This window comes from Streptomyces sp. GQ60 (assembly GCF_059758875.1).
In genome coordinates, this window is record NZ_JCAXEG010000023.1 from 16,723 (window position 1) to 38,886 (window position 22,164).

The following is a 22,164-nucleotide window of genomic DNA, read 5'->3' on the forward strand; positions in this document are numbered from 1 at the left end:
CGGCGGCACCGGCTGGATCGGCGGGCCGACGTCTTCCAGCACCTTCCACCTCCCCCGGTGGCGCACGGCCCGGGCGGCGGGGTCTGCGGTGGCGACAGCCGGTCGTAGGGCAGGGCGTTCACGTCACCAGGCGCAGCGATGTTCCAGCGATGCCCAGCCGTACGCTCTGGCCCCAGGTCAGCTCCAGCGCGTCGTTCTCCATCCCGTCACCGAATACCACGATCCGGTCCGACTCCACGGTCAGCTCCAACCCCTGACCCCGCCCCAGCTCCCCGGCGACCCTCGTCGTACCGGTCGCGGGCGAGGGCCAGGCCTCCCGTACGAACCACAGGAGCCGCCGCTCGCAGGGTGCGGGCAGCCCTGCGGAGCTGCCGCGCTCCAGCCACAGGGAACGCAGCCAGCCGGTGGCGCCCGTGCCTGTGCCCACCAGCACCCCGGAGGATGCCTGGGCCTCGCCCGGGCCGTTGTCGCCGTCGGAACCCAGGCGGTAGCGGGCCGTCTGGTGACCGTGCGAGCCGAGGTAGATCTCGTTCAGCGCGAGAAGGCGCTGAGTATCGTCGGCGACGGCCTCGACCATGGTCAGCTCCTCTGCCTGGCCTCCGGCAGCGATTGCCGCACGCAGCAGTGCAGCCGCGTCGGCGCAGCGGTGACGGACCAGGACTCCCGGGTTTCGCCCCGGGTCGGTGTCGATGCCCACTACCGGCTGTCCCCGCAGGTACTTCGCGGTATTGGCGACCAAGCCGTCCTGGCCGACCACGACCACCACGTCCTCCGGGGCGAACAGGAAGCGGTCCAGGTCCGCCCGCTCCACCCGGGAGCTGCGCCAGGTGAGCGGCACCGCCGCCGCCACTTCCCGCAGCGCCTGCAGCGTGCGTTCGTGGCGGCGGACCACCTCGTCGATCGACCGGCCCCGGCTGGAAAGGAAGAACGCGGCCTGCCCGTGCGTCCCGTACCGGGCGAGCAGTTCCTCGTACTCGGTTCTGCGGTGCACGAGCACCGCCCTTGGGGCCAGGCTCACGCGCCCGCGCCGCCTTCCGGGCGTCCGAGCCTGGTGAGGAGCCCGGTGAGGACGTCAGGAGAGAGAGTGATGCTCTCGATCCGCGGCAGGTTCTCCGCGAGCCGGGTCACCGCCAGGGCGTGCAGCGTGCCCGGGCCTGCTTCGTCGTGCACGCGCAGCCAGGCTGCCTGAACCTCGGCGCGCGCCGCGCCCGTCTCGCGCGCCGCCTCGGCGTCCGCGCGGGCCAGGCAGACCTTGCGGGACGCCTCGGTCTCGGTCCGGATGCCGTCCGCCGCAGCCTTCTCCTCGGCCTCGCGGCGGGAGTTGGTGCCGCGCTGGTCGATCAGCTGCTCCTCGCGCCTGGCCAGTTCGATCTGACTGGCCAGCTCGTTCTCGGCGATGGCACGCTCACGCTCGACGGCGACAGCCCGCCGTTCATAGGTGGCCCGGTCCGCCTCCTGCTGGATCTGCTCGCGGGCCGGGGTGCGCAGGGCGCGCTCCACCTCGGCCTCGGGGCGGATCGCCACGACCCGCACGGCCACCACATCGATGCCGGTGGCCGGGAGTCTGGGCTCGGCGGCGAGGCCGGCGGTGACGCTCCCCCGCACGGAGGCGACGCCGTCCACCAGAGCGACGGCCAGCGGAGTCCGGGCCAAGACGTCCAGCGTGTGCTGCTGCGCGGTCTCGGTGAGGAGAGTGGCGATCTGCTCCAAGGGGGCTCCGCGCCAGCTCCCGGTGTCGGGGTCGACGGAGAAGTCGAGCCGGGCCGCGGCTTCGGCCGGGTCGATGATCCGGTAGGTGACGGTGGCCTGCACGGCGACGTCCTGAAAGTCGGACGTACGGGCGTGGAACGCCATGGCCAGCTCCCGGTCGTCGACCGGGACTTCGGACAGCGCCGCTGAGAGTGACCGGTACCAGAAACTGAGCCCCAGCCCGTCGTGGGCGAGTCGGCCGCGCTTGTGGTGGCGGATGTGGGCGGTGGGCGCGGAGCGCAGATGACGCCAGCCGAAGCGCCGGGTGATGTCGGCCATGGCGAACCCCCTTTATTTCGTCAGTGCGACGATAACGAGATGTGTTCATATCGTCAAGAGGACGAAAAGGGAGCGCGCTGAAGTGCTACCCCGACAGCAACGGAAGCCCCTCGAACGGACCCTCGCCCTGCCGGACGCGCTGCCCCGAGCGGCCTGATGGTCCGTGCGTCCGCGCCGGCCCTGCTCCCAGGGAGCCCGCCGTCCGCTGGTCGGCGGCCTGCGTCGAGCGGATGGCGCCGCTGTTCGTGGGGTTGCGGGCTGGCGCGGTCGGCCGCGAAGCCGACCTTGATCTTTTACGTCCGGGGCGTACGCGACCTCTGGTTCGCCGACCGACCTCTCGCCGATGCCTCAGAGCATCGTTCGTGTGCTGGAGCAGTTCCCCGAATTTCTGCCGAGTCACGAGGGGACGTCCGATGTCGCGGGGCACGTACGCCTGCTTTGCCGCTCTTGTCCTGCGGCATGCCTTGCTGGCCAACGTCTCGGGGGACGCGGACGACGCGGTGTCCTGTGGACATGCCTCCCTCACCGCGATGGGCATGCTGGATCAGAACGTAGGAGGCACTGCTTTCCGCAAGGACGAGGTGAGCCTTCAGCTTCGGTTGGCTTGAGTTCCCTTGAACCCCGCTGCGTGTCCGGGCCGGCGGCGACAGGCTTCTTGCGGCATCTGGGGCTTGGCGGTCAGGCGACGTAAGTTCGGGATTCCTGAATCGCTCGGACCCTGGCCGACCGATCTGAGGTCTGGGTGACGGTCAGGGGGCTCGGGTGGGTGGCGTTGGCGCTCGTACGGGATCTGCGCGAGCGTCGGGAGCCGGCCTCGGGCGATGAGTGTGCCCTGCCCGTCCTGGAGAACGGCGCCCCCAGAACCTGCCGGCACCGTCGACGATTGGCGCCTCCCCATCGCCGACCCCGAACCGGCCAGCCGCTGACCCTGGAACAACTCGGGGACTCCCCGGGCCCCCAAGCCGTTGCCGACCTCTACACCCACCTGGTCGGCTGACGTGCTGTCGCCTGCGGCTCCCGTCCTCGAGGAGGTGCGGCTCGCTGAGGCCTTACGAACTCCGCTGCAGGGTCCTACCTTTGCGTCATGGAAACTCGGCGTCCCGGCCCGCTGGCGGAAGTTGTCTTACCCGTGACAGCCGGATGGCGGCTCCTGATCGTGCCCACCAGGGCCCGCGAGCTGGCTGTCGCGCTCGGCGGGAGCATCATGGTCCCGCCTGTCGTCGCAGCCCCGCTTCTGCTGGGTGCTCTGGTGGCCGCCGTGATCTCGGGGAGCTCGCTCGCATGGGGCATTTTCTGGGTCCTGCTGGCGCTCACGGTGGTCGCAGTGATCGTGCTCGCCGTGGCCATGGTGTTCGTCACGGTCGCCCTGATGGTGCGGTGGGTCGAGTTCCGCCCCCTGGGGGCTCCGGCCCAGATCGTGATCGCCCGCTTTCTGCGTTCGTCGACCATGACGATGGCTGATCTGCAGCGAGTCGTCGTCATCGAGCGACTGAGTCTGGGGCAGCGCAAGTCGATCAAGGTGGTGTTGCATATCGGCATCGAGACGGTGGAGTGCGAATCGATGACGTCCGCAGCGTTCTCTCGGGCCGACGCACAGGCGCTCACCGCCTGGTTGACCGAACAACTCGGCCAGGTCCAGGTGGCGGTGGAGCATCAGACGGAGGTCAAGCGAGACTTCCTGCGTCCGGACGAGTGGTGGACCCCGTCCCACACCGCCGAGATGTGGCAGGTACCCGCCGACGAGGTCGACGGCATAGCCGCCCAACGCGGCGTCGGAATCTACCAGTACACGCCTGCGGCAGCCGCGATGTACAGCCCTGCCACCTCGGTCACCGTCTACGACCCGGGCCGGGCCTACGAGGTCGCCGAAGAACTCCGCGCGGAACGAGCCGCCGACAGCACGGCAGCCCCCGGCCCGGCCGAGGATGACGCAACGGATTCCCGCTGATTCGGTCGGGCCGGTCTTGACCTGGCTCGGAGACTGCACTCCATGAGCGGGCGGTGGCATCGCCTGGGTGTCGACGAAACCCGTCGGAGCCACCCGAAATCCCCTCCGTGAGGCCGCGGCGGCTCGGCGGCGAGGTCCGTGCCGGCGTCGGCGCGGCGACCACGCCAGCCGCACGGCTCGTCCTGGCCCGGGTTGCCGTTCATGCCGACGCGGCCGAAGGCAATGTGTGAATCCCAGCTCGACGACGTGGACCTGGGTAATCGCCGTCTGGTCATGGCGGTCGCGCCCGCCTGCTCGACGACCTCACCCGCCAGGCGAGCGAACCCGCCAGGTGATTCTCACCTGGCTCGATTATCGCCGCCAGCGGTGGCCCGACAAGGCAAACCGCACCTGATCGTCAGCCGGCAATCCGCGATGGAACCCGCCCGGTCAGCGGGCGTGTGGATGACCGAGGCCTTGCGCGGTCAGACCGCAACGCCGGAGCGGCTCCGCATGGTCCGTCAGCTTGAAGAAAACCCTCACCCACGGCCCTGACCCGCTCCACCTCGCCGGAATCTTCGGCCTCGACGAGAAGACCGCCATCCGCAACGCGAACTCCGCCCATCAGATCCTGGAGCGCGGCCCCTGGAGAACGCCCCCGGGACTTCACCCGCGAACCCAAGATGGCAGCGCCGAGAATCGCGGCAACAGACCCGCGGGTTACCGCTGAAGAGCCTGTCCTTGGACCGCGAAGCCGGTCGCCCTGTCAACCAACCGAGGCGCTTGACACCGAACCTAAGGGCAGTCAGGGTGATCGGCGTAAGGTGACGCGAGGTCGAGCAGGTCATCACACGGCCAGATTTCGCCGTCGTACTGGCAGTCATCGCGGTTGTCCCACGGTAGTTCGGGGTCGCCCGTGGCAGGGCTGAGCACATGGCGGGCGATCACGCGTCGTTTGGCCTCGACCTCCCGCAGGACGCGACTCGGGTCGTGCAGCGCGACGTGCAGGGCGATCGTGGGATGGAAGCCGGAGAGTTCTCCTTGGTGGAACTCGACTGTGTGCCCGCGAGCGGTCCACTCCCGGCAGCCGTCACCGTCGCACCGTCGGGCCAGGGTGGCCTCTTCGTCCAGCCGTGCCTGGAGGAACGTCACAAGGTCTTGGCTCATGGGGTCATCCTGGACGATGCGCCAGGCCCGGGTCGCCTGATTTCCATGCTGCGGGCAGGACCGGCCGGCAGTCCGACAGTGGAATGATCCTTCTGTGGAAGGTGTGATCACGGCGTCCGAGGCGTCCTGGATAGCCCCGTTCACGGGACTGAGCCCTCGCGCCTTCGGGAAGATCGTGACGTCTCTGCGGCGCGAGGGTGTGGAGGCTGTCCGTAGGGCAGGCCGCGCCGACGGCGGCTATCCAAGCACCTGTTGTCAGGTCTCCGAGGGCCTCACCTACACACGGGCTGACGAAGAGCGGCGCAGACCGCGTGGTCGCCGACACCATCAAGCTGAACGGCGAGGCGATCGACCCGGCGCGCACCTACCGCGTCCGCGATGAACGAGTTCCTCGCGGACGGCGGCGACGGCTTCGCGGCCCCTCGGCCAGGGCACGAACGAGCTGGTCGGCGCCTTCGACCTGGACCTCTTCAACGCCTACCTGGCGGCCCACTCCACGGCCGCCGCACCGGTGGCCCCGCCGGCGACGGGCCGGATCACGATCATCCAGTAACTCCCCTTGGACGAAGGGGCGGTGGGCCTGCGGGCCTGCCGCCCCTTTCTCGTCGGCTCCCGCACGGGCCGGCCGTCCCGGTCCGGCCGGCCGGCCGACCGACCGTTTCCAGCCCATAGAGTGGGCAGCTGATAGCTGGACGCACCCCCTTAGCAGCCCTTGAGGAGCCCGCCGGGTGAGCAACGTACTGAGTATGAACAGCGTCCGGGGAAGGGTCCAGGACCCGGGAAAGGTCAGGGATTCGATCGACTTCACCGACGGTTCGGGACCGGCCCGCGTGGTCGCGTACCCGGAGCGCGAGCTGCCGCCGGGCGGCATACCCGTCTATCTCGCGGCCCGCAAAAGCGGCGCCCGCGCCTTCGTATTGTGGGCCGACGAACACCGCCGGGAGCGGGTGGCCACGGTGGTGACCCAGTCCGCCGCCGGCGGTGTCGCCACCTTCCAGGTCCTCGGCGCGCACGGCGAGCACATCGGCACGATCGTGCGCGAGAAGACGTTCCGAGGCAGGGGCCTTCGCACCCGCTGGACCGTGACCCCGCCCGGCGGCCCCGATGCGGTGGGCTACAAGGGCCGGATCGTGTGGTGGTTCGTGTGGTGGCTGTGTCTGCCCCTGATGGTGCTGATCGTCCTGGTCTCCGTCTTCGACAGCTCCCCGGGCGTGGGCGGTGCCGCGCGCGGCCCCCGGCGCATCCGATGGCGTGCGGGCGGCAGGATGCCCCTGGAGTTCAGGTCCGGCGGCGACAAGCTGCACCTGCATGAACCGGACCTTGACTGGCGGCTCGGGGCCGCGCTGGTCGCCCTGGTGTGCAGCTTCAGCTCCATCAGGTGGGACGCCATGAAGAAGTGAAGGGTGGCGTTCCGGGGCGGCGCACAGTAGAACTGGTCCCATGTCCGAGCAGCAGCCCCCCTCCCACTGGCCCCGGCCGCCCGGTGCGTCCGGCGTGTACGCGCCACCGCAGGCCAGTGAGGTCACCGCTTCCTACCGGCGGTGGGCGGGCGTTCTCACCTGGACCGCCGTCGTCGTCGCCGCCCTCATGGCGGTCGCGCTCGTGGTGAGCATCGTCTTCCTCGTATGGGCGGACCAGGACACGCGGAACGCCGCCTACGGCTACCTCGCGCTCGTTCTCTGGGTCGGGATCGCCGCGGGGGTCCCGGTCCTGATCGGGGTCGCGGTCCCCGCCCGAGACATGAGGCGTCGGGTGCGGCAGCAGAGCCGGGCGGGCAACGCGCCTTCGTAGGACGCCGCGGGCGTGCAGGCCCGGGGCCCGTGCTCCCGGACCTCCCGGTCAGGCGGCGGTCCGCGTGTCCTCGGTCCGGCGCGTGCGGTCCAAGGCGAAGCGTCTGGCCGCGCGGGGCCGGCTTGCCGAGGAAACCTCGGGCTCCTTCAGCGTCGCTGTTTCGCGCGGCGCCGGCTCATGACCATGGTCATCGACCACAGCACCATCGCTTCGGCCGTTTCGGTCTGCGTACCACCGCGATCGGGGCGAGCGCGCATCTGCCGGCCACCGTCAGCAAGGTGGGCCGGGGCCTGCTCTCGATGAGCGGTCGGCAGGCCGACACCGCCTGCGTCTGCTGCCGGTCGGACGGCACGGCTCCACTTCGGGGGCAGCCCGGAGAACCGGTTCCTGTTCTCCACCCCGAAACACGGGTACCGGTGGTGCGCCCGCCCACAGACCGTTGTCCGAGGCGCGGTCAGGCTCGGCGACGAAGCCGCCGAAGAAGGCCGAGTTGTGAGCGATGATCCGAGTCATGCCGGGGGCAGACCCGACCCGTCGCACGACGAACTGGTTTACGGGCGCCGCAGGCGCAGCCGGCAAGCGGCTGCGGCGGACGCCTGAATGCCGGCTCGGGCGCGGCGGGTTGGGGCATGCTGGGGGTGTGCTCCCGCGCTCCACTTCGGTTGCAGGAGGCCGGTCGGTGTTACGCATTCACTTCACGACGGAAGACCTTGCCCGGACACGGGTGGCCGCAACGATCGGCGTCGCAGCGGAGGTCTACTACAGCCTGGAGCTGCTGAGGGAGAACCGGGAGCTTCCGAACTTCCGCTCGTGGCGGTCAGCGGTCGCGGGCCAGCTGGGGGCCGACACGCGTCCCCTGACGTCCCTGGTTCCGGTGCGCGGTCCCGGGCTTGATCTGCTGGCCCTGATGGGCGATGTGTCATCCCTGGACCACGCCGTGGACAACCTGCTGCACGCCCCGGTGTCCCGGCTGCGACGCGAGTTCGAGGGTCTCGAGTTCCACCCCGGACACCTGCCGTGGGCCAGACGGGTGTCCGAGGGCGACCGCGACGCGCGGCGGGAGCTCGCCGAAGCCGTGCGCGCCTGCCACCGACTGACCGTGGAGCCCTACTGGCACGGCGCGCGGTCCGAACTGGTCGCGCTGACCGCCCGTTGCGCGAACCTGGTGCTGGAGGGAGGCATCGATCTGCTGCTGCGTTCGATCTGCGCACCATTGGTCCGCTGGCGTCCGCCCGTGCTCGAAGCTCCCTACCCGCGCCGAGTCGAGGTGCACCTCCAGGGAAGGGGACTGATCATCACGCCCACGGTCTTCTCGAAGCGCCCGGTGAACTTTCTCTGGGACCCGCTCGATACCGCCCAGCCCCCCCGGCTGACCGTGCCGGCTCTCCGTCGGCCGTTGACCGGTGCCGGACCGGCGGAAGCAGACGGCTCCGCCATGCGAAACCTGGAGTCTCTGCTCGGCCGCACGCGAGCCGCCGCCCTACAGGTGACAGCAGAAGGCTGCACGACGAGCGAACTGGCCCGCCGCCTCAACGTCACGGCCGCAGCGGCCAGTCAGCACGCGAGCGTGCTGCGGAACACGGACCTCATCACCACCAGCCGCCGAGGCGGGTCCGTGCTGCACCTCATCACCCCCCTCGGGCTGGCCCTGCTGCGAACCGGTGTGCTGACGGAACCGTGAGGGCCGAGGGCACCGCGGCATCGACCGGCGCGCTCAGCGCCGCCCTGCTCGATCGACACCGGGCACTCGAGCCCCAGGTTCGTGAGGCACCGCCGCGCCTGCCGTCCCGCCCCTTTAAGTTGTGGCTTAAGAGGTAGGCCGCAGGCCGCCGGCCAGCCCAGGATGTGAAGCCGCAACCGGCTCATCCCATCCTGGAGATCGCATGAAGACTCATCTCGCCGCCGCCCTCGGTTCCGTCGTGCTGACCGCGGGCACCTTGCTGGGCGCTCCCGCCGCCGGCGCGCAGACCGCCGCCTACCCGACCACCTCCTTCGACGTTACGTACGGGGCCAGCTACGCCCGCGGCACCCTGACTTGGTACAACCGGTCGGTCGGGGTCGAAGGAACACTCCGGGCCGTCGACTGCCGCAGGGCGTGGTTCGGCGCGTACGGTGCCTCTAGCAACGAGCTCGGCGCCAGGAGCACCAGCACCAAGTGCGACGTGACGTATCCGCTCCAGACCGTAATCCCTGCGGATGTGCCCGGTGGGGCCGTGTATGTCATCGTCTGTGTTGACGATGCGAACGCGAACCCTCTCAAGTGCGTGCGGTACAACCGGCCCTGACCCCATCCGACCGGTCGGAACGTGACGTTGCCGCACTGGGCCCCGAGGCGAAGTAACACCCGCCGCTCCGGAAGCTCATCTCGCCGCCCCACGAGGCAGCGGCGACTCCCGCCATCGACGGCCGGGCCCCCAAAGCACAGCACGGAGTTCCGCTTCGCCAAGTCGCACATTTGAGGCGAGCCGGACGCAGCAACCTGTCAGGTACCTCACCTTTGTCCAGCAGGTCACAGCGCTGCCATCGCCCCGACGTGGCGGAGAACTCCGAAAGGAACCGGAAACGGAGCGAGGCCCGACCGGGCGTCTGGCCCGAGGTCGAGATGCGACCGGACCGACGGCGCGGAGGAGCAGGCCGTTCGGGGCCCGCCCGTTGACACAGGCGACCCCGGACGGGCCCCTGCCCTGATCGACAGCCACCGGACACCTCGAGCACGAAGGCTTCACCCTGGTCTGCGCCCTACGCGGGAAAACGAACCCGCTCGTCCCATCCTGGAGATCGCATGAAGACTCATCTCGCCGCCGCCCTCGGCTCCATCGTGCTGACCGCGGGCACCTTGCTGGGCGCTCCCGCCGCCGGCGCGCAGACCGCCGCCTACCCGACCACCTCCTTCGACGTTTCGTACGGTGCCAGCTACGTCCGCGGCACCCTGACTTGGTACAACCGGTCGGTCGTGGCCGAAGGAACACTCCGGTCAGCCGGCTGCCTCAGGGCGTCGTTCAGTGCGTACGCTGCCTCTGGCCAGGAGCTCGGCGCCGGGAACACCAGCCTTAAGTGCGACGTGACGCATCTGTTCAAGATCACAATCCCCGCGGAGGCGCCCGGCGGGGCCGCCCACGTCAGGATCTGTATTGACGATGGGAACGTGAATGCAAGCACGTGCGGGTGGTACAACCGGCCCTGACCCATTCGAGCGCGCGCCGCCCCGGAAGCTCATCTCGCCGCCCCACGACGCAGCGCCCGAAGCACAGCACGGAGTTCCGCTTCGCCGAGTCGCACACTCAAGGCGACCCGGACCGAGCGCGCCAAGACGGCCTCGGCAGCGCCAGCCTGGGCGGCCATGTGCGGCTGGACCCTGACCGGCGGCGGAGGCCCCGACATGCTCCGCCCGTACACGACGCGGCCAACGTCGCCGTACGGGCCGCGGCTCCTTCGGCGACCGCACTGACTGACCAGACGTCACCGCCTGACCCGGCGTCTGAACGGGCTCCGACTTGACGGGTCGGGGCCCATTTCCCGTTCTGGAGCGAGGGTGGTGGCCAAGGACCCCGCATTCTTCGGTCGGCGCGGGCCAGAAGGCATCCATGAAGCGAAGCTGCGGTTCCTCCGTGCGTGGTGTCAGACCGCTCCTGCTCCTTCCCCTGCATGCGGCCCTGATGGTCGGGCTGGGACGGCTGGTCACCGGACCGGGCGCGGGGCACTGGCCGCTGTCGACGGAGACCTCGATCGGCAGGGACCTGGCGGAGGGCCGGGATCCGGCCACGTCCCGAGTCACGGAGGTGTTCTCCGTGCTCGCAGGCACCCAGGCCGTCATCGGCGCGACGCTGGTCTGCATCGTCGCCCTGCTCGTCCTCCCACGCGTCGCACTGCGCAGCGAGGCGCTGTTCCTCGGCGTCTCGGTGGCCGCGCAGTCGGCGGTGTTCGTGGTGGTGACGGCCTTCGTGGACCGCCCGCGGCCCGCGGTTCCCCAGGAGGATGCCGCGCCGCCCACGTCGAGCTTCCCTTCCGGGCACGTCGGCGCTTCCCTCGCGCTCTACGGGGGACTGGCCGTCATCGCCGCGATGCGCATGCGCGGCCCGTGGCGCTACGCGGTGACGGGCACCCTGCTGCTGATCCCGCCGGCCGTCGGACTGTCGCGGATGTACCGCGGAATGCACTACCCCAGCGATGTGGCGGGCGGCCTGCTCAACGGGACTTTGACCCTGCTGATCACCGGGTTCGCGCTGCTGTACGGGCGACAGTCCGCTGCTGAGCACGACGGAACGGGGCGATCCGACCGGGAGGTGCCCGCCCCGCGCGGCACCGGTGGCCCGGTCCTCGTCGTGCGTCACCCGTACGGCTGCCCGGACCAGCTCGCGGACCGGCTGGCCGCCGTCCTGCGCGAGCACGGCCACCGGGACCTCCGATGGATCCTGACCTCAGCCGAGCTCCCCTGCGGCACCCTGGCGCAGGACCTCCGGCCCGTCCGCCCCGCCCTCGTGGTGGTCTGCGGAGGCGACGGCACCCTGCGTGCCTGCGCCGACGTCCTGGCGGGGACACGGATCCCGCTGGCCGTCGTACCATGCGGCACCGGAAACCTCCTCGCCCGCAACCTCGGCCTCCCGATGGACCCGGCCGCCGCCCTGGCCGAGTCCCTGTCCGGCGAGAGCTTCGGCATCGACGTAGGCCGGGTCCGGGGCGACGGGCTCGAGCCGATGCGGTTCACCGTCATGGCCGGCGCCGGATTCGACGCCGCGATGGTCCGGGACACCTCCCCGCGGCTCAAGTCCCGGATGGGCTGGGCCGCGTACGTCCTGTCGGCCCTGCGGCACCTGCGCGATCCCGGCGTCCGCCTCACGGTCCGCGTCGACGGGGGCCGCCGGCTGCGGCGCCGGGCCCGCATGGTCGTCCTCGGGAACGTCGGCACCTTGCAGGGCGGTCTGCCGCTCCTGCCGGCCGCGAGGCCGGACAGCGGACGCCTGGAAGTGGTGCTCTTCGACCCGCGCGGCCCCGCCGGATGGCTCACCGCGGCCGGGTACCTGGCGGCCCGCCTCCTGCGCCGGCGTCCGGCGGCGGCCCCCGGCCCGGCCGCCCCGGCCGGGCGCAGTGAGGCCGGGGGAGCGCTGGAGTACTTCAGCGCCACCCGGATAGACGTCCGCTGCGCCGTACCGCAGCCGCGCGAGCTCGACGGTGATGCCGTGAGCGACGGTGTCCGCCTCACCGCCGAGATCGAACCGGGAGCCCTGCAGGTGTACCTGCCCCGCGCGCCCGGGGCGCCGCATGCCCCATCCGCCGAGCAGCTTCCGGCGGCGGCCCCCGGCACACCGTCCTGAAGTCGGGCGGCGCACGCCCCCCTCAACACCGGACGTCCGCAAGCCCCCAGGTCCGCGAGCTCCACGAGACACCAGAAGGCAGGAACACGATGGGCACCGCGAGACGGGTACCGCAACGCCACGACGTGCGCGGCGAGGAGCTCTCCGCCGACGAGGCGTGGACCGCACTGCGCCGCTACGGCGGCTGGAGCCTGGCGCGCGACTCCTTCGTGCGCTTCCGCTATGCCGACGGCTTCAGCCACGCCCGCGCGCTCGCCCTGCAGACCGTCCTGTCGATCGTCCCGCTGGCCATCGCCGCCGTCGGCCTGTCCGGGGTGCTGCACACCGAGGACGTGGGCCGGGTCGCCGAACTCACCATCCGCGGGCTCACCAGCGGCCCGGGCCAGGCCGTCGTGGACGACGCGCTCAGCGAGAGCAGGCGCCACGCCGGCGACGGCGGCCAGGTCGCGCTGTGGCTGGGCCTGCTGTTCTCCCTGGCCAACGTCACCACCGCCCTCTGCCAGGTCGAACGGGGTGCCAACCGCATATACGGCAACGAGCGGGACCGGCCCTTCCTCATGAAGTACACCCGCGGCCTGGTGATGGCGGCCCTCGCGGGACTTCCGCTGGGACTCAGCTTCATCCTCACCGTGATCGGCACCCACCTGACCCGCGCACTGGCCGAGGTGTACCGGCTCTCTCCCGACACCGTCCGGGCATGGGAACTGCTGCGCTGGCCACTGGGCATCCTGCTCGCCGTCCTCGCCACCAGTGCGATCTTCCGGCTGTCCCCGCGCCGGCGCCAGCCCGGTTACACCTGGCTGGCCTTCGGGGCCGTCGTCCACCTGGTGCTGTGGAACCTCGCGACCTGGGCGCTGAGTCTCTACATAGACGAGAGCAGCTCCTTCACCAGTGTCTACGGGCCCCTGAGCGCCATCGTGTCCCTGCTGCTCTGGTCCTACCTCACCTCGATGGCGCTCTTCCTCGGCCTCTCCTTCGCCGCCCAGCTGGAAGCCGTACGGGCGGGAGTGAGGGAACCGGTCATGAACGATCCCGGGGTCTGACCGCCCCAGTCACTGGCGGCCGGAGGGCCGCCACCGCACGCACAGAAGAGGGAGTCGCCACCATGGCACGGCGCACGGAAGGTGCTCGAGGCGTTCAGCGACATCCGCGGGGCCCCGGGCATCCGCAGCGACCGCGTGATCCGCGAGGTCCGCTACGGAGACTGCTCGCGCGGCACTCCGGACCCGACGCCACCTTCGGCGCCAGACTCCTGCTCGCCGTGGCGGTGACGGCCGTGGCAGCCGTACCGTTCGCCCTCGCCCTGGTACTGGTGCAGTCCCAGTGGGAGCCACTGCACCGCCTGGACCGGGGCGCGGCCGAACGCCTCCACGCCGGCGCGCTCGCCCATCCGGACCGGGTGGGCCTCCTGCGCGTGCTCTCGGACTGGGTCTGGGACCCGGTCACCATGCGCCTGCTGGTCGCCGTACTCGTGGCCTGGCTGGTGAGCCGGCGTGCCTGGCGGCTGGCGGCCTGGGCCGGCGTCACGGCGGTCGCGGGCGGTCTGATCGGGCTCCTGGTCAAAAGCGCGGTGGAGCGGGCGCGGCCGCACCTGCCGGACCCCGTCGCCCACGCGCCGGGGTTCTCCTTCCCCTCCGGCCACGCGATGACGGCGACCACCTCGTGCGCCGTCCTGCTGCTGGTCCTGCTGCCCTTGATCCCGCGGGCCTGGCGTCCGCTGCCGTGGGCGGTCGCTCTGGTCAGCGTGGTGGGCGTCGGCTACACGCGGGTCGCGCTCGGGGTCCACTGGGTCAGCGACGTCGTGGGCGGCTGGTTGCTGGGCCTCGGGGTGGTCACCGCGACGGCGCTGGTCTTCGAGGCCTGGCGGTCCGACACCGGACGGCGACGCAGTGCGGTGGCTGAGGGCCTGGAGCCGGAACTCACCGGACCCGACCCCGAAGCGCCCCCGCCCGACCCGCCCGTTACCACCGCACCTGACGCCTGACGCCTGACGCCTGTCGGCCAGGCACCGGCGAGTTCGAGCCGTTGGCCTCGCGGCGCGGGCCCGGCGGGGGAGCGGCGCCCGATCAGGGGCAGGCGAGTCCACGGACAGCTTCTACATCCGAAGGAGAACGGCCATGCTGATCACTGTCAGTCGCTCCGGGGGCTTCACCGGCGTGGACAAGGTGCGGAAGATCGACACCTCCGTCCGGCGGGACGCCGCGCAATGGGAGGGCCTCGCGCGCCGCGCCGTACGACAGGTCGCGGACGGCTTCCACTACCGGATCACGATCGACGGCCAGGCGGTCGACCTCGACGAGGCGAGTCTGACCGGAGACCAGCGGGAACTGATCCGCGCGGTCCTCGGTGAAGGGGCCTGACCCGCTCCACCGGCCCGAAGAAGGTCTGCGCTCCGTGGCGCACCGTGGATCAAGTCGCAGGGTACCGGGAGCCCTTGAGGCGGCGGGCGAGGTGGGCGGTGTTGGCGGCGAGCGTGGCCGTCGTGGCGGCGGTCTTCTCGGGCGTCTTGTCGAGGTCCTGGTAGTCGGTGCCCTGCATGGCTTCTCCGACCCAGTAGGTGACGGCGTTGGGGGCGAGGGAGAAGCCGACGTCGTTCAGGCCCTGGAAGAGGTCGGCACTGACCTTGTGGGCGCCGTCTTCGTTGCCGACCACGCAGACCGCCGCGACCTTGCCGTAGGTGAGCCTGCGGCCCTCGTCATCGGTCTCGGAGAGCTCCGCGTCAAGGCGTTCCAGCACCCGCTGGGCGATGCTCGAGGCGTGACCCAGCCAGATGGGCGTGGACAGGATCAGGATGTCGCAGCCCAGGATCGTGTCGCGGATCTCCGGCCAGGCATCTCCGCTGCCCATGTCCGTCTTCACCCCGGGCTTCACGTCGTGGTCGGCGATCCGGATGGTCTTGCCCGTCACTCCGTGGTCGGCGAGGGCGGCCATGGTCTGCTCGGCCAGCAGCTGTGAGCTGGAGGGTGCGGGGGAGGGGGAGAGGGTGCAGACGAGCGCGACGGCGCGCAGCGGGGTGTTTTCAGTGGTGTCCATGGTCCCCCTGCTACCCATGCATCTGGCTTTGATGTGGCGACGATTCCGTTCGTCGCCTTTGCGACGTCGGGAACGACGTGGTTTCCGTGGTTTCCCCGCGCGCACGGTGAAGGCCACGGTCCGGCCGGCGTCGTCGCGGACGGGCACGAGCAGTGCCGCGGAATCCGGGACGGCGGGCAGCGTGGCGCACACACATGCCCACGGATCATGGCTCTCCGGCCCGTCGCCGCAGGCGCACGGTTCCCCCGATCGGGCCAGTGTGGTGGGGGCGGAGCGGGGCACACGCGCGTAGCCGTGCAGCCCATCCTGGAGGCCCATCAATGTCCTGCGTGTCTGCTCTGATCGTTGTGCGCCTCGAGACGGCGGCGGGCGACCTGGATTGCCTTGCCCGCTTCTCGTATGACGGCGGAGACCCGTACGTGGTGCAGGCGCAGTTCCTGGACGGTGCCAACCTCTTGGCACGGTGGCACTTCGACCGGCAGATGCTGGCCGAGGGGCTCCACCGTCCGGTGGGGGAGGGCGACGTCGCATTCCGCCCCGACAAGGGGTCCGGCCGCGATGAACTCCGCGTCGACCTGATCGGCCGGAGCGGCGAGCGGCAGGAGAGTGCCGTTGTCCTTGTGGATGCCCCCGTGCTGAGGAGCTTCCTGGACGAGACCTACGCAGTCGTCGCTGCCGGGGAGGAGTTCCTCGACCTCGACAAGCTTCTCGACGAGTTCCTGGCTCGCTGAAGAGTCCGGGCGTCCGACCAGGACCGGCCCGGGTGATTCACGAAAGGTTCAGGTGGAGGCGAACGACCGTGGCCGGGGCGCCGGTGTGGAATTCGACCAAGTCGCACAGCTGGCGCACGGTCCACAGGCCGTGCCCGCGGGGCTGCCCGGGGGCCGGGGGCAGGTAGCCGAGGGTCCACCCGGTATCGGCGGGGACGCGGGTGGGGCCGGGGTCGCTGATCTCGCAGATGACCTTGTGCCCCGTACGCCACACCGAGACTTCGCCGCGCCCCCCCGCCGTGCTGAACAGCGTTGGTGGCCACTTCGTGGACGGCGAAAGTCAAACGCTCCGCCCCCTGCGGGGACATCCCCAGCAGCGCGGAACGCTGGGCGACGAACGAGCGCACGTTGTGCAAGTCGGTGCCGAAACGCATCGTGGCGTTGCTTCCCGGCGCGGGAACCGGTGACAGGTTCCGCTGCCAGGCGGTGCCCTGGGGAGGGGCGTAGTGACCGTTTGTCTCAGCAGCGGGGCCGGTCACCAGCTGCGGGTGGGTGCGGCGGGCGTCGGCGACGATCCGGTCGGGCACCGTCCGTGTGTCGTAGGGGCAGACGATCCAGGCCGGGCAGTGGGCGAAAGCGAGGTTGATGACGGCCTCGTAGCGGGTCCACTCGTCGGTTTCCAATGCGTCGCGGCCGTGCCAGACGGGCTCTCCGATCACGCGTACCCGGGGATGGCGCCCCGTGGCAGTGCGTTCGTCGACGTAGCGGTAGTAGGCGCCGAGGGTGTTGCCAGGCGTCTGGTACCAGTCGTCGGCCGCGATGAACCGCACCGCGCCGGCGGCACTGCCGAGTTGCTGACGCAGCAGGTCGATGTTGGCGGGTGTGGTGACGGCGAGGACCGCCTCGTCCTGCTGGAGACCGTCCAGGCAGAACGGGACGGTCGCGGCCAAGAACGCCTCGTCGGACCCGTAGACCAGGCCTTGGTGCACCAACCGGGGGGTCCGGTCGGGCTGCGGGGTGGTCACGTCGATCACGCTGCTCATACCGAGGCTTCCGGGGAGGTGACGACCAGGGCGTCCTGCTGGTCGAAGCCGGCCACGGCTATCACCTGGCACAGCAGCGGGGCGAGTTCCACCACCCGCATGTGGCGGCCAGGCTCGTATCGCTCGGCGGTGTGCACCAGAGTTCGCAGACCGGCCAGGTCGATGAACTCGAGTGCGCTCATGTCCACCCGCACGTCCCCGGCCCAGTCGAGGGTGGCGTCCAAGACCGCAGTCAGAGCGTCGGTGGTGCGGTAGTCCACGGTGCCGATCACACGCATCGTTCGTTGCCCTTCCTCGAAGGTGGGCACGATCCGCAACAGTTCGTCCTCGTAGAGCGGGGAGAGTTCCACGGAGCCCGGTGGCAGTGGTCGTAGGTCTGCAGTTGAGCGGGGTGAAAGAGGCGGGCATCGTACTGGCAGACGGCCGAAGCGGGCTGTCCCTCGAAGACCGAATTGACCATGCTCTCGTATGCGGCGAGTTCGTCCGCGTCGGCGATCTCACGGAGGACCCAGCTCATTTCACCGCTGACCCGGAGTCCTTTGAAACCAGAGGCCGCGGCGCTTGCCATCTCCTGCCGGAGGGTGGCCACCATCGCCGTGGCGTCGAAACGTCCCGAAACCAGGTAGCCGTCGCTGGCGGTGACCACCTGCAGCTGTCCGCTGGACAACGCGGCGTCCGGATCCACCTGCGTCGACCGGAGCCAGTCGAGCACCACGGCAGGCTTCTGCCGGTCGGCGAAATACATCACCCGCTCACCGCGCTTCAGCCCATCGGACACGTAGGCGGTGACAACCCGGCGCTGCTCGGAATCGTCGGCGAACGCCAGACACACGTGATCCCCATGGCCAAGGCTGTGGACCGACCGCTCCCTGCTGCCCCGCGCGATCATCGTTTCCTCACCGTCCGCCCCTGGCTCGCGAGCCCGCGTGGAAAAGGCTCGTCCCACCGCCTGCGGGCGGTGTTCCAAGTGGCCGTCAATAATACCCGGTCCAGGTATGCGTCTGACGCCGGCTTCGCTCTCACGAAGCCCTATGCCCTCTACGGGCAGAGCCGCCGGCTCGGCTCGGCTGCCGGCAGCCGGTGCGTAGTGCGACCCGCAACGGGTAAGCGCGCGGCACTGCCCGCGAGCGGAGGAGGACCCCATGCCGGCCCGGCCTGTCCCCACGTACGGAGCCCTGCCTGAATGCGACGCTCTGGTGGGTGGTCGCTACCGGCTCGAAGGCCCCATAGGATCCGGCGGGACGGCGGATGTCTTCCGCGGCATGGATCAAGTCCTGGACCGTGAGGTGGCCGTCAAAGTGTTCCGCGTGGGCACGGACACGGTCACGGCCGATCGCTTCTATGACGAAGCACGTCTGCTCGCCCGCCTTTCCCACCGGGCCCTGGTCACCGTCTACGATGCCGGCCGCCACGGACAGGGTGCCTTCATGGTCACCGAGTTGATCCGTGGTGCCACCCTGCGCGCCCGAGTGGACGCCGGCCCCCTCAGCCCCGTCCAGGTCACACGGATCGGCGCCGACATCTCGTCAGCCCTCGACCACGTCCACGCTCACGGCATCATCCACCACGACGTGAAACCCTCCAACGTCCTGCTCAGTGAGGACGGCTCCCCGCACCTCGCCGACTTCGGGCTGTCCAGGTCCGTGCACGAGCGTTCCATCAGCGCACCCGACACCCTGGTCGGCACTGTCGCCTACATGGCCCCCGAGCAACTCCTCGGCCAGGGCGCGAGTACGGCCAGCGACATCTACGCCCTGGGAGTGACACTCCTCGAAGCGCTCACCGGCCACCGGGAGTACCGGGGAACGCCCGTGGAGATCGGCACCGACCGCCTCCTGCATCCGCCCCGGATACCCGACGGGCTGCCGGACGACCTCGCCCGTCTGCTGAAGGCCATGACCGGCCGGGATCCCGCGGTACGTCCTGATGCCGCCGCCGTCCACGTGCGCCTGCAGGGCATCGCCCGCGCCCCGCGATCCCACACCGCGAGGAGCGCGCCCCCCACGGATACCTCCCCGCACCGCTCGTCGTTGCGCCCCCTCGCTGCGGCGGGTCCGCGCGCCGAAACCGCGCGAACTCCCGGACCGACGCATAGAAGGGCTGCGCGTCGTCGTTATGGGGCTCGGTTGGGCCTCGCGGCGGTGAGTGTCGCGGGAGCCTGCACGCTGGTGATGGGAGGCATCCCGGCGGGGGACGGCAGCATGCCTGCCGTCGCGCCGGGCCGCGAGCAGCCGACTGCAACGAACAGCACCGCGCCGGTAGAGCCCGAGTCGGTCCCGCCCTCGCCGCTGCCCAGCGCTACACCACCCACCGCACCCGAACTCCAGGCGTCCACCAGTACAGCGGAGTCGCAGGAGGGCAGCGATCGGCTCCCGGCGAAGGCACCGGCGGCGAAGACGAAGGACAGCCCCGGGAAGGCGGAGGGTAAGAAGGGCAAGGGGTGGTGATCGACCTTATGTCTCGCACGCCTTCATCTGGCAGGCGGCGTTCGGGCGCGTATCGGAAGTACGTGGGGTACCCCCGGATCCGGCGTCTTGCGTGTCGGTGACATCCTTGGCCGGTGTTCTCATCCGATCATGCGGGCGTCGTGTTCTTCGATGTCGATGGCACCCTCGTCCCAGGCACGAGTTCGTCGGTCTTTCTGGCTGGCTTCCTTGGCCATCGGGACGAGTTGGCCAAGGCCGAGGACGCCTACGCCTCCGGTGACCTTGACAATCGACAAGTCTCGGAGCTGGATGCCAAGGGCTGGGCGGGTGTGTCCGAAGAGCAAGTCGCTGGCTGGCTCGATGGGCTTCCCTTGGTCTCGGGCATCACGGAGACCGTGGGCTGGTGCCGGCGGAACGGGTTGGTGCCCGTGCTGGCCACTCTGGCCTGGTCGCCGGTTGGCAGTTACCTGACCGACCGCTTCGGCTTCCACGCGTTCAGCGGACCTCGGCTGGAGACCACCGACAATCGGTTCACCGGCCGCGTCGCCCGCCACTTCGACGAGTACGACAAACGAGACTTCGGCCTCGAACAGGCCCGAGAGCTCGGATTGGCTCCCCGCTCGTGCGGGGCCGTGGGAGACAGCCGCTCCGACCTGCCCTTGTTCGCCTCCGTCGCACTGAGTGTGGCGTTCAATGCCTCGGCAGGAGCACGGGCGGCGGCGACCGTCACGGTGGACGGCGGCGACCTCCGAGGCGTGCTTCCCTTCCTGAGTCGCTTGGTCACAGCAACTCGTTGATGGCCGCTATGAGGACGGTCGCCTCGTAGCGGATCGCGAGCTTGTCGTGTCTCGTGGCTACGGAACGGTCGGCGCGGACCCGGCAGGGCCTGGTGCGCGGGCGGCCGGCGCCCTGGCGGGTGACGCGAACCTTGTTCGGTACGGGCGCGAACTGCGGGGAGTCGCCACGCTGTCCGGCGGTGATCACCAGGATCATGGGCTTCTGCCCCTGCTCGACAGCCAGGTGCAGCTTGGTCGCCAGTCCGCCGCGCGAGCGTCCGAGGGGCGTGGTCGTCCGGCTCGACAGTGACGCCGCCGGGCGGCTCGACCTGCAGGTCCCCCTTTCCTCGCCCCGGCGGCGTGCTGGTGGGCCCGGCACACGGTGGAGTCGATGTTGAGGTCCCAGGTGATGAGCTCTTTGGCGTCGGCTTCGGCCTGCAGTTCGCTGAAGATCCGCTGCCAGGTGCCGTCCCGCTGCCAGCGGCGGAACAAATCGTACCCCCGGGCCCAGGGCCCGTACCGCTCCGGCACGTCCCGCCACGGGACACCGGTGCGGGTGTGGGCGCGAAACCGTATGCCGCCGATCAGTTGCCGCCTGGTCCATATCGGTGGGCGCCCCCGGTTTTCTGCCCTTGGGTAGCAACGGCTCCACGGGCTTAACGGGTGCTGCACTTCTTGCCGGTGTTGGTTTCGCGATCAAAATTCTCTGGGGCGTTGCTATCGCGGTCCGCGTGCCCTGGCTCATCGGTATTGTCGTCGGCCGAAGGGCAGCAGCGGTATCGCTGGCAGGTGTTTCGCAGAGTCACCATTCACATTTGGTGTTGCGGGGTAACAGGCAACCGCAACGTCGCCATGTGAGGGGCTCTGGATGACCGGAGAGGTGTACGAGGAAGAACACGGGGCAAGCGATGGGTAGGCCGGAGCGTGAGTTCCGGCCGTGAACACAGCAGGGAAAAGGGTACGGAGGGACTTTCCTTTCCTTCCGTCTCCATTGACCGGAGGAGTTGTTTTTCGCATGACGGAGAATTTTTGGGGTTACCGCGAGACCGCCGGGCGTCTGGGCGGGTCGGATCTGACGGGGTACAAGGTCGAGGCGACCGACGGTTCCATCGGCAAGGTCGACAAGCACTCGGATGAAGTCGGCTCCTCGTACATCGTGGTCGACACCGGTCCGTGGATCTTCGGCAAGGAGGTCCTGCTGCCCGCGGGCACGATCAGCCGGATCGACGCGAACGACGAGAAGATCTATGTCGACCGGACGAAGGAACAGATCAAGAACGCTCCGGAGTTCGACAAGGACGAGCACCTCGGTGATGCGGACTACCACCGCCAGGTCGGCGGCTACTACGACGGCCCGCACCGCCTGTAACACGCGCGGGCACCAAGCACTCCGGGGCGGGGACGACAGCGACAGGCTGTCGTCCCCGCCCTGCTGCTGCGCCCCTCCGGCGACACGGAGCGGGTGGGTGGCTGTGTTGCCTCAGCACCGGCCAACTGGGCAGCGGGCCCACTGGCCCGGCAGCGTCTACCTGGTGCGGCGCCGGTGCGGAGTTCGGCCAGGAGGCGGCCGGCGTCTGTCAGAGCGTGCCCTCAACGGTGTGTGCTGCGCGGGGCCTCGGTGGGTGGCTGCTCGTTCCTGCTGCGCCACGCGTCGCGCGGGTCATCGTGCTGTGAACGGAGGCAAGCCCAGCTCGCTCCGTGTTTCCCGGGCGCGGTGCGCCAGCCGGCGGGCAGCGTGCACACTGCGTCGCGCCAGGCAGAACTCGCCCGCCGAGACGTGGCAGGTCGGGCAAGGCTCGGCGAACGCGCCGTGCTGGAACCGGCGGTGCGTCTCGTAGGCGGCGTCCAGCATCGCGTCGAGCGCCGAATGCGGGAGACCGGCGGCTGTACGGGCGGCTGCGCGCACCGACCGGCAAGGGGTGGCCAGGACCGGGGTGGTGTTGCTCATGAA

General features: G+C 70.1%; 24 protein-coding genes and 3 pseudogenes. 16 read left to right on the forward strand and 11 right to left on the reverse strand.

What is annotated here, in order from left to right:
- Positions 1 to 118: 118 nt before the first annotated feature.
- Entirely contained in the window at positions 119 to 1,018 is a 900-nt protein-coding gene (locus AC6CKD_RS33805; RefSeq protein ID WP_498332635.1) for a hypothetical protein, read from the reverse strand.
- A complete protein-coding gene (locus AC6CKD_RS33810) occupies positions 1,015 to 2,028 on the reverse strand; it encodes an SPFH domain-containing protein (RefSeq protein ID WP_498332636.1) in 1,014 nt (337 codons plus the stop codon). Before AC6CKD_RS33810 ends, AC6CKD_RS33805 begins: the two co-directional genes overlap by 4 nt.
- 1,084 nt (positions 2,029 to 3,112) lie before the next feature.
- Between AC6CKD_RS33810 and AC6CKD_RS33815 the strand changes: the two genes are divergently transcribed.
- A complete protein-coding gene (locus tag AC6CKD_RS33815) occupies positions 3,113 to 3,976 on the forward strand; it encodes a hypothetical protein (RefSeq protein WP_498332637.1) in 864 nt (287 codons plus the stop codon).
- A gap of 774 nt (positions 3,977 to 4,750) precedes the next feature.
- On the opposite strand, the gene AC6CKD_RS33820 is transcribed toward AC6CKD_RS33815, so the two are convergent.
- Positions 4,751 to 5,122 (reverse strand): DUF6221 family protein, encoded by a 372-nt coding sequence (locus tag AC6CKD_RS33820; RefSeq protein WP_498332638.1) that lies wholly within the window; start codon positions 5,120 to 5,122, stop codon positions 4,751 to 4,753.
- 94 nt (positions 5,123 to 5,216) lie between these two features.
- Between AC6CKD_RS33820 and AC6CKD_RS33825 the strand changes: the two are divergent.
- The 11 genes and pseudogenes from AC6CKD_RS33825 to AC6CKD_RS33875 all read left to right on the forward strand — a co-directional run.
- Positions 5,217 to 5,339 (forward strand): annotated as a pseudogene (locus AC6CKD_RS33825) (IS5/IS1182 family transposase); the annotation flags it as partial.
- Positions 5,340 to 5,375: 36 nt separating this feature from the next.
- Positions 5,376 to 5,675, forward strand: a pseudogene (locus tag AC6CKD_RS33830) (5'-nucleotidase C-terminal domain-containing protein); the annotation flags it as partial.
- Between the two features lie 175 nt (positions 5,676 to 5,850).
- Positions 5,851 to 6,522, forward strand: a complete 672-nt coding sequence (locus tag AC6CKD_RS33835) for a hypothetical protein (protein ID WP_498332639.1) — start codon at positions 5,851 to 5,853, stop codon at positions 6,520 to 6,522.
- 40 nt (positions 6,523 to 6,562) lie between these two features.
- On the forward strand, positions 6,563 to 6,913 hold the full coding sequence (locus tag AC6CKD_RS33840) for a hypothetical protein (protein ID WP_498332640.1): 351 nt from the start codon (positions 6,563 to 6,565) through the stop codon (positions 6,911 to 6,913).
- A gap of 640 nt (positions 6,914 to 7,553) precedes the next feature.
- Entirely contained in the window at positions 7,554 to 8,594 is a 1,041-nt protein-coding gene (locus AC6CKD_RS33845) for an ArsR/SmtB family transcription factor (RefSeq protein WP_498332641.1), read from the forward strand.
- Positions 8,595 to 8,796: 202 nt separating this feature from the next.
- A complete protein-coding gene (locus AC6CKD_RS33850; protein WP_498332642.1) occupies positions 8,797 to 9,198 on the forward strand; it encodes a hypothetical protein in 402 nt (133 codons plus the stop codon).
- 497 nt (positions 9,199 to 9,695) lie between these two features.
- Positions 9,696 to 10,097: a hypothetical protein gene (locus AC6CKD_RS33855; protein ID WP_498332643.1), complete on the forward strand. Its 402-nt coding sequence runs from the start codon at positions 9,696 to 9,698 to the stop codon at positions 10,095 to 10,097.
- A gap of 424 nt (positions 10,098 to 10,521) precedes the next feature.
- Positions 10,522 to 12,225 (forward strand): bifunctional phosphatase PAP2/diacylglycerol kinase family protein, encoded by a 1,704-nt coding sequence (locus AC6CKD_RS33860; RefSeq protein WP_498332644.1) that lies wholly within the window; start codon positions 10,522 to 10,524, stop codon positions 12,223 to 12,225.
- 89 nt (positions 12,226 to 12,314) lie between these two features.
- Positions 12,315 to 13,268 (forward strand): YihY/virulence factor BrkB family protein, encoded by a 954-nt coding sequence (locus AC6CKD_RS33865; protein ID WP_498332645.1) that lies wholly within the window; start codon positions 12,315 to 12,317, stop codon positions 13,266 to 13,268.
- Between the two features lie 233 nt (positions 13,269 to 13,501).
- Positions 13,502 to 14,209, forward strand: coding sequence for a phosphatase PAP2 family protein (locus tag AC6CKD_RS33870; RefSeq protein WP_498332646.1), 708 nt, complete (start codon positions 13,502 to 13,504; stop codon positions 14,207 to 14,209).
- A 133-nt stretch (positions 14,210 to 14,342) separates the two neighbouring features.
- Complete coding sequence (locus AC6CKD_RS33875; RefSeq protein WP_498332647.1) at positions 14,343 to 14,585, forward strand: protealysin inhibitor emfourin; 243 nt, start codon at positions 14,343 to 14,345, stop codon at positions 14,583 to 14,585.
- Positions 14,586 to 14,634: 49 nt separating this feature from the next.
- Here AC6CKD_RS33875 and AC6CKD_RS33880 read toward each other — a convergent pair whose 3' ends face one another.
- Entirely contained in the window at positions 14,635 to 15,258 is a 624-nt protein-coding gene (locus tag AC6CKD_RS33880) for a flavodoxin family protein (RefSeq protein WP_498332648.1), read from the reverse strand.
- Positions 15,259 to 15,587: 329 nt separating this feature from the next.
- On the opposite strand from AC6CKD_RS33880, the gene AC6CKD_RS33885 reads away from it, so the two are divergent.
- Positions 15,588 to 15,989, forward strand: a complete 402-nt coding sequence (locus AC6CKD_RS33885) for an SsgA family sporulation/cell division regulator (protein ID WP_498332649.1) — start codon at positions 15,588 to 15,590, stop codon at positions 15,987 to 15,989.
- A gap of 37 nt (positions 15,990 to 16,026) precedes the next feature.
- On the opposite strand, the gene AC6CKD_RS33890 is transcribed toward AC6CKD_RS33885, so the two are convergent.
- From AC6CKD_RS33890 to AC6CKD_RS33905, 4 genes and pseudogenes are all read right to left on the reverse strand, one after another.
- Positions 16,027 to 16,242, reverse strand: coding sequence for a hypothetical protein (locus AC6CKD_RS33890; RefSeq protein WP_498332702.1), 216 nt, complete (start codon positions 16,240 to 16,242; stop codon positions 16,027 to 16,029).
- A 25-nt stretch (positions 16,243 to 16,267) separates the two neighbouring features.
- Positions 16,268 to 17,011 (reverse strand): annotated as a pseudogene (locus AC6CKD_RS33895) (anti-sigma factor RsbA family regulatory protein); the annotation flags it as partial.
- The gene (locus AC6CKD_RS33900; protein WP_498332650.1) at positions 17,008 to 17,289 is read right to left on the reverse strand and encodes an STAS domain-containing protein; all 282 of its coding nucleotides are present in this window, start codon (positions 17,287 to 17,289) and stop codon (positions 17,008 to 17,010) included. The pseudogene AC6CKD_RS33895 and the gene AC6CKD_RS33900, both read right to left, overlap by 4 nt.
- The gene (locus tag AC6CKD_RS33905; protein ID WP_498332651.1) at positions 17,280 to 17,900 is read right to left on the reverse strand and encodes an MEDS domain-containing protein; all 621 of its coding nucleotides are present in this window, start codon (positions 17,898 to 17,900) and stop codon (positions 17,280 to 17,282) included. The genes AC6CKD_RS33900 and AC6CKD_RS33905 overlap by 10 nt, the downstream gene beginning before the upstream one ends.
- 253 nt (positions 17,901 to 18,153) lie before the next feature.
- Between AC6CKD_RS33905 and AC6CKD_RS33910 the strand changes: the two genes are divergently transcribed.
- Positions 18,154 to 19,458 carry a serine/threonine-protein kinase gene (locus AC6CKD_RS33910; protein WP_498332652.1) on the forward strand — a complete coding sequence of 435 codons (1,305 nt, stop codon included), beginning with the start codon at positions 18,154 to 18,156 and terminating at the stop codon, positions 19,456 to 19,458.
- 113 nt (positions 19,459 to 19,571) lie between these two features.
- Positions 19,572 to 20,234 (forward strand): HAD family hydrolase, encoded by a 663-nt coding sequence (locus AC6CKD_RS33915; protein WP_498332653.1) that lies wholly within the window; start codon positions 19,572 to 19,574, stop codon positions 20,232 to 20,234.
- Here the strand turns inward: AC6CKD_RS33915 and AC6CKD_RS33920 are convergent.
- Positions 20,218 to 20,430, reverse strand: a complete 213-nt coding sequence (locus AC6CKD_RS33920) for a hypothetical protein (RefSeq protein ID WP_498332654.1) — start codon at positions 20,428 to 20,430, stop codon at positions 20,218 to 20,220. The two genes, AC6CKD_RS33915 and AC6CKD_RS33920, sit on opposite strands and share 17 nt — an antisense overlap.
- On the reverse strand, positions 20,427 to 20,885 hold the full coding sequence (locus AC6CKD_RS33925) for a transposase (RefSeq protein ID WP_498332655.1): 459 nt from the start codon (positions 20,883 to 20,885) through the stop codon (positions 20,427 to 20,429). Before AC6CKD_RS33925 ends, AC6CKD_RS33920 begins: the two co-directional genes overlap by 4 nt.
- 343 nt (positions 20,886 to 21,228) lie before the next feature.
- Between AC6CKD_RS33925 and AC6CKD_RS33930 the strand changes: the two genes are divergently transcribed.
- The gene (locus AC6CKD_RS33930; RefSeq protein WP_498332656.1) at positions 21,229 to 21,582 is read left to right on the forward strand and encodes a PRC-barrel domain-containing protein; all 354 of its coding nucleotides are present in this window, start codon (positions 21,229 to 21,231) and stop codon (positions 21,580 to 21,582) included.
- A 291-nt stretch (positions 21,583 to 21,873) separates the two neighbouring features.
- Here AC6CKD_RS33930 and AC6CKD_RS33935 read toward each other — a convergent pair whose 3' ends face one another.
- The gene (locus tag AC6CKD_RS33935) at positions 21,874 to 22,161 is read right to left on the reverse strand and encodes a hypothetical protein (protein ID WP_498332657.1); all 288 of its coding nucleotides are present in this window, start codon (positions 22,159 to 22,161) and stop codon (positions 21,874 to 21,876) included.
- Positions 22,162 to 22,164 lie beyond the last annotated feature (3 nt).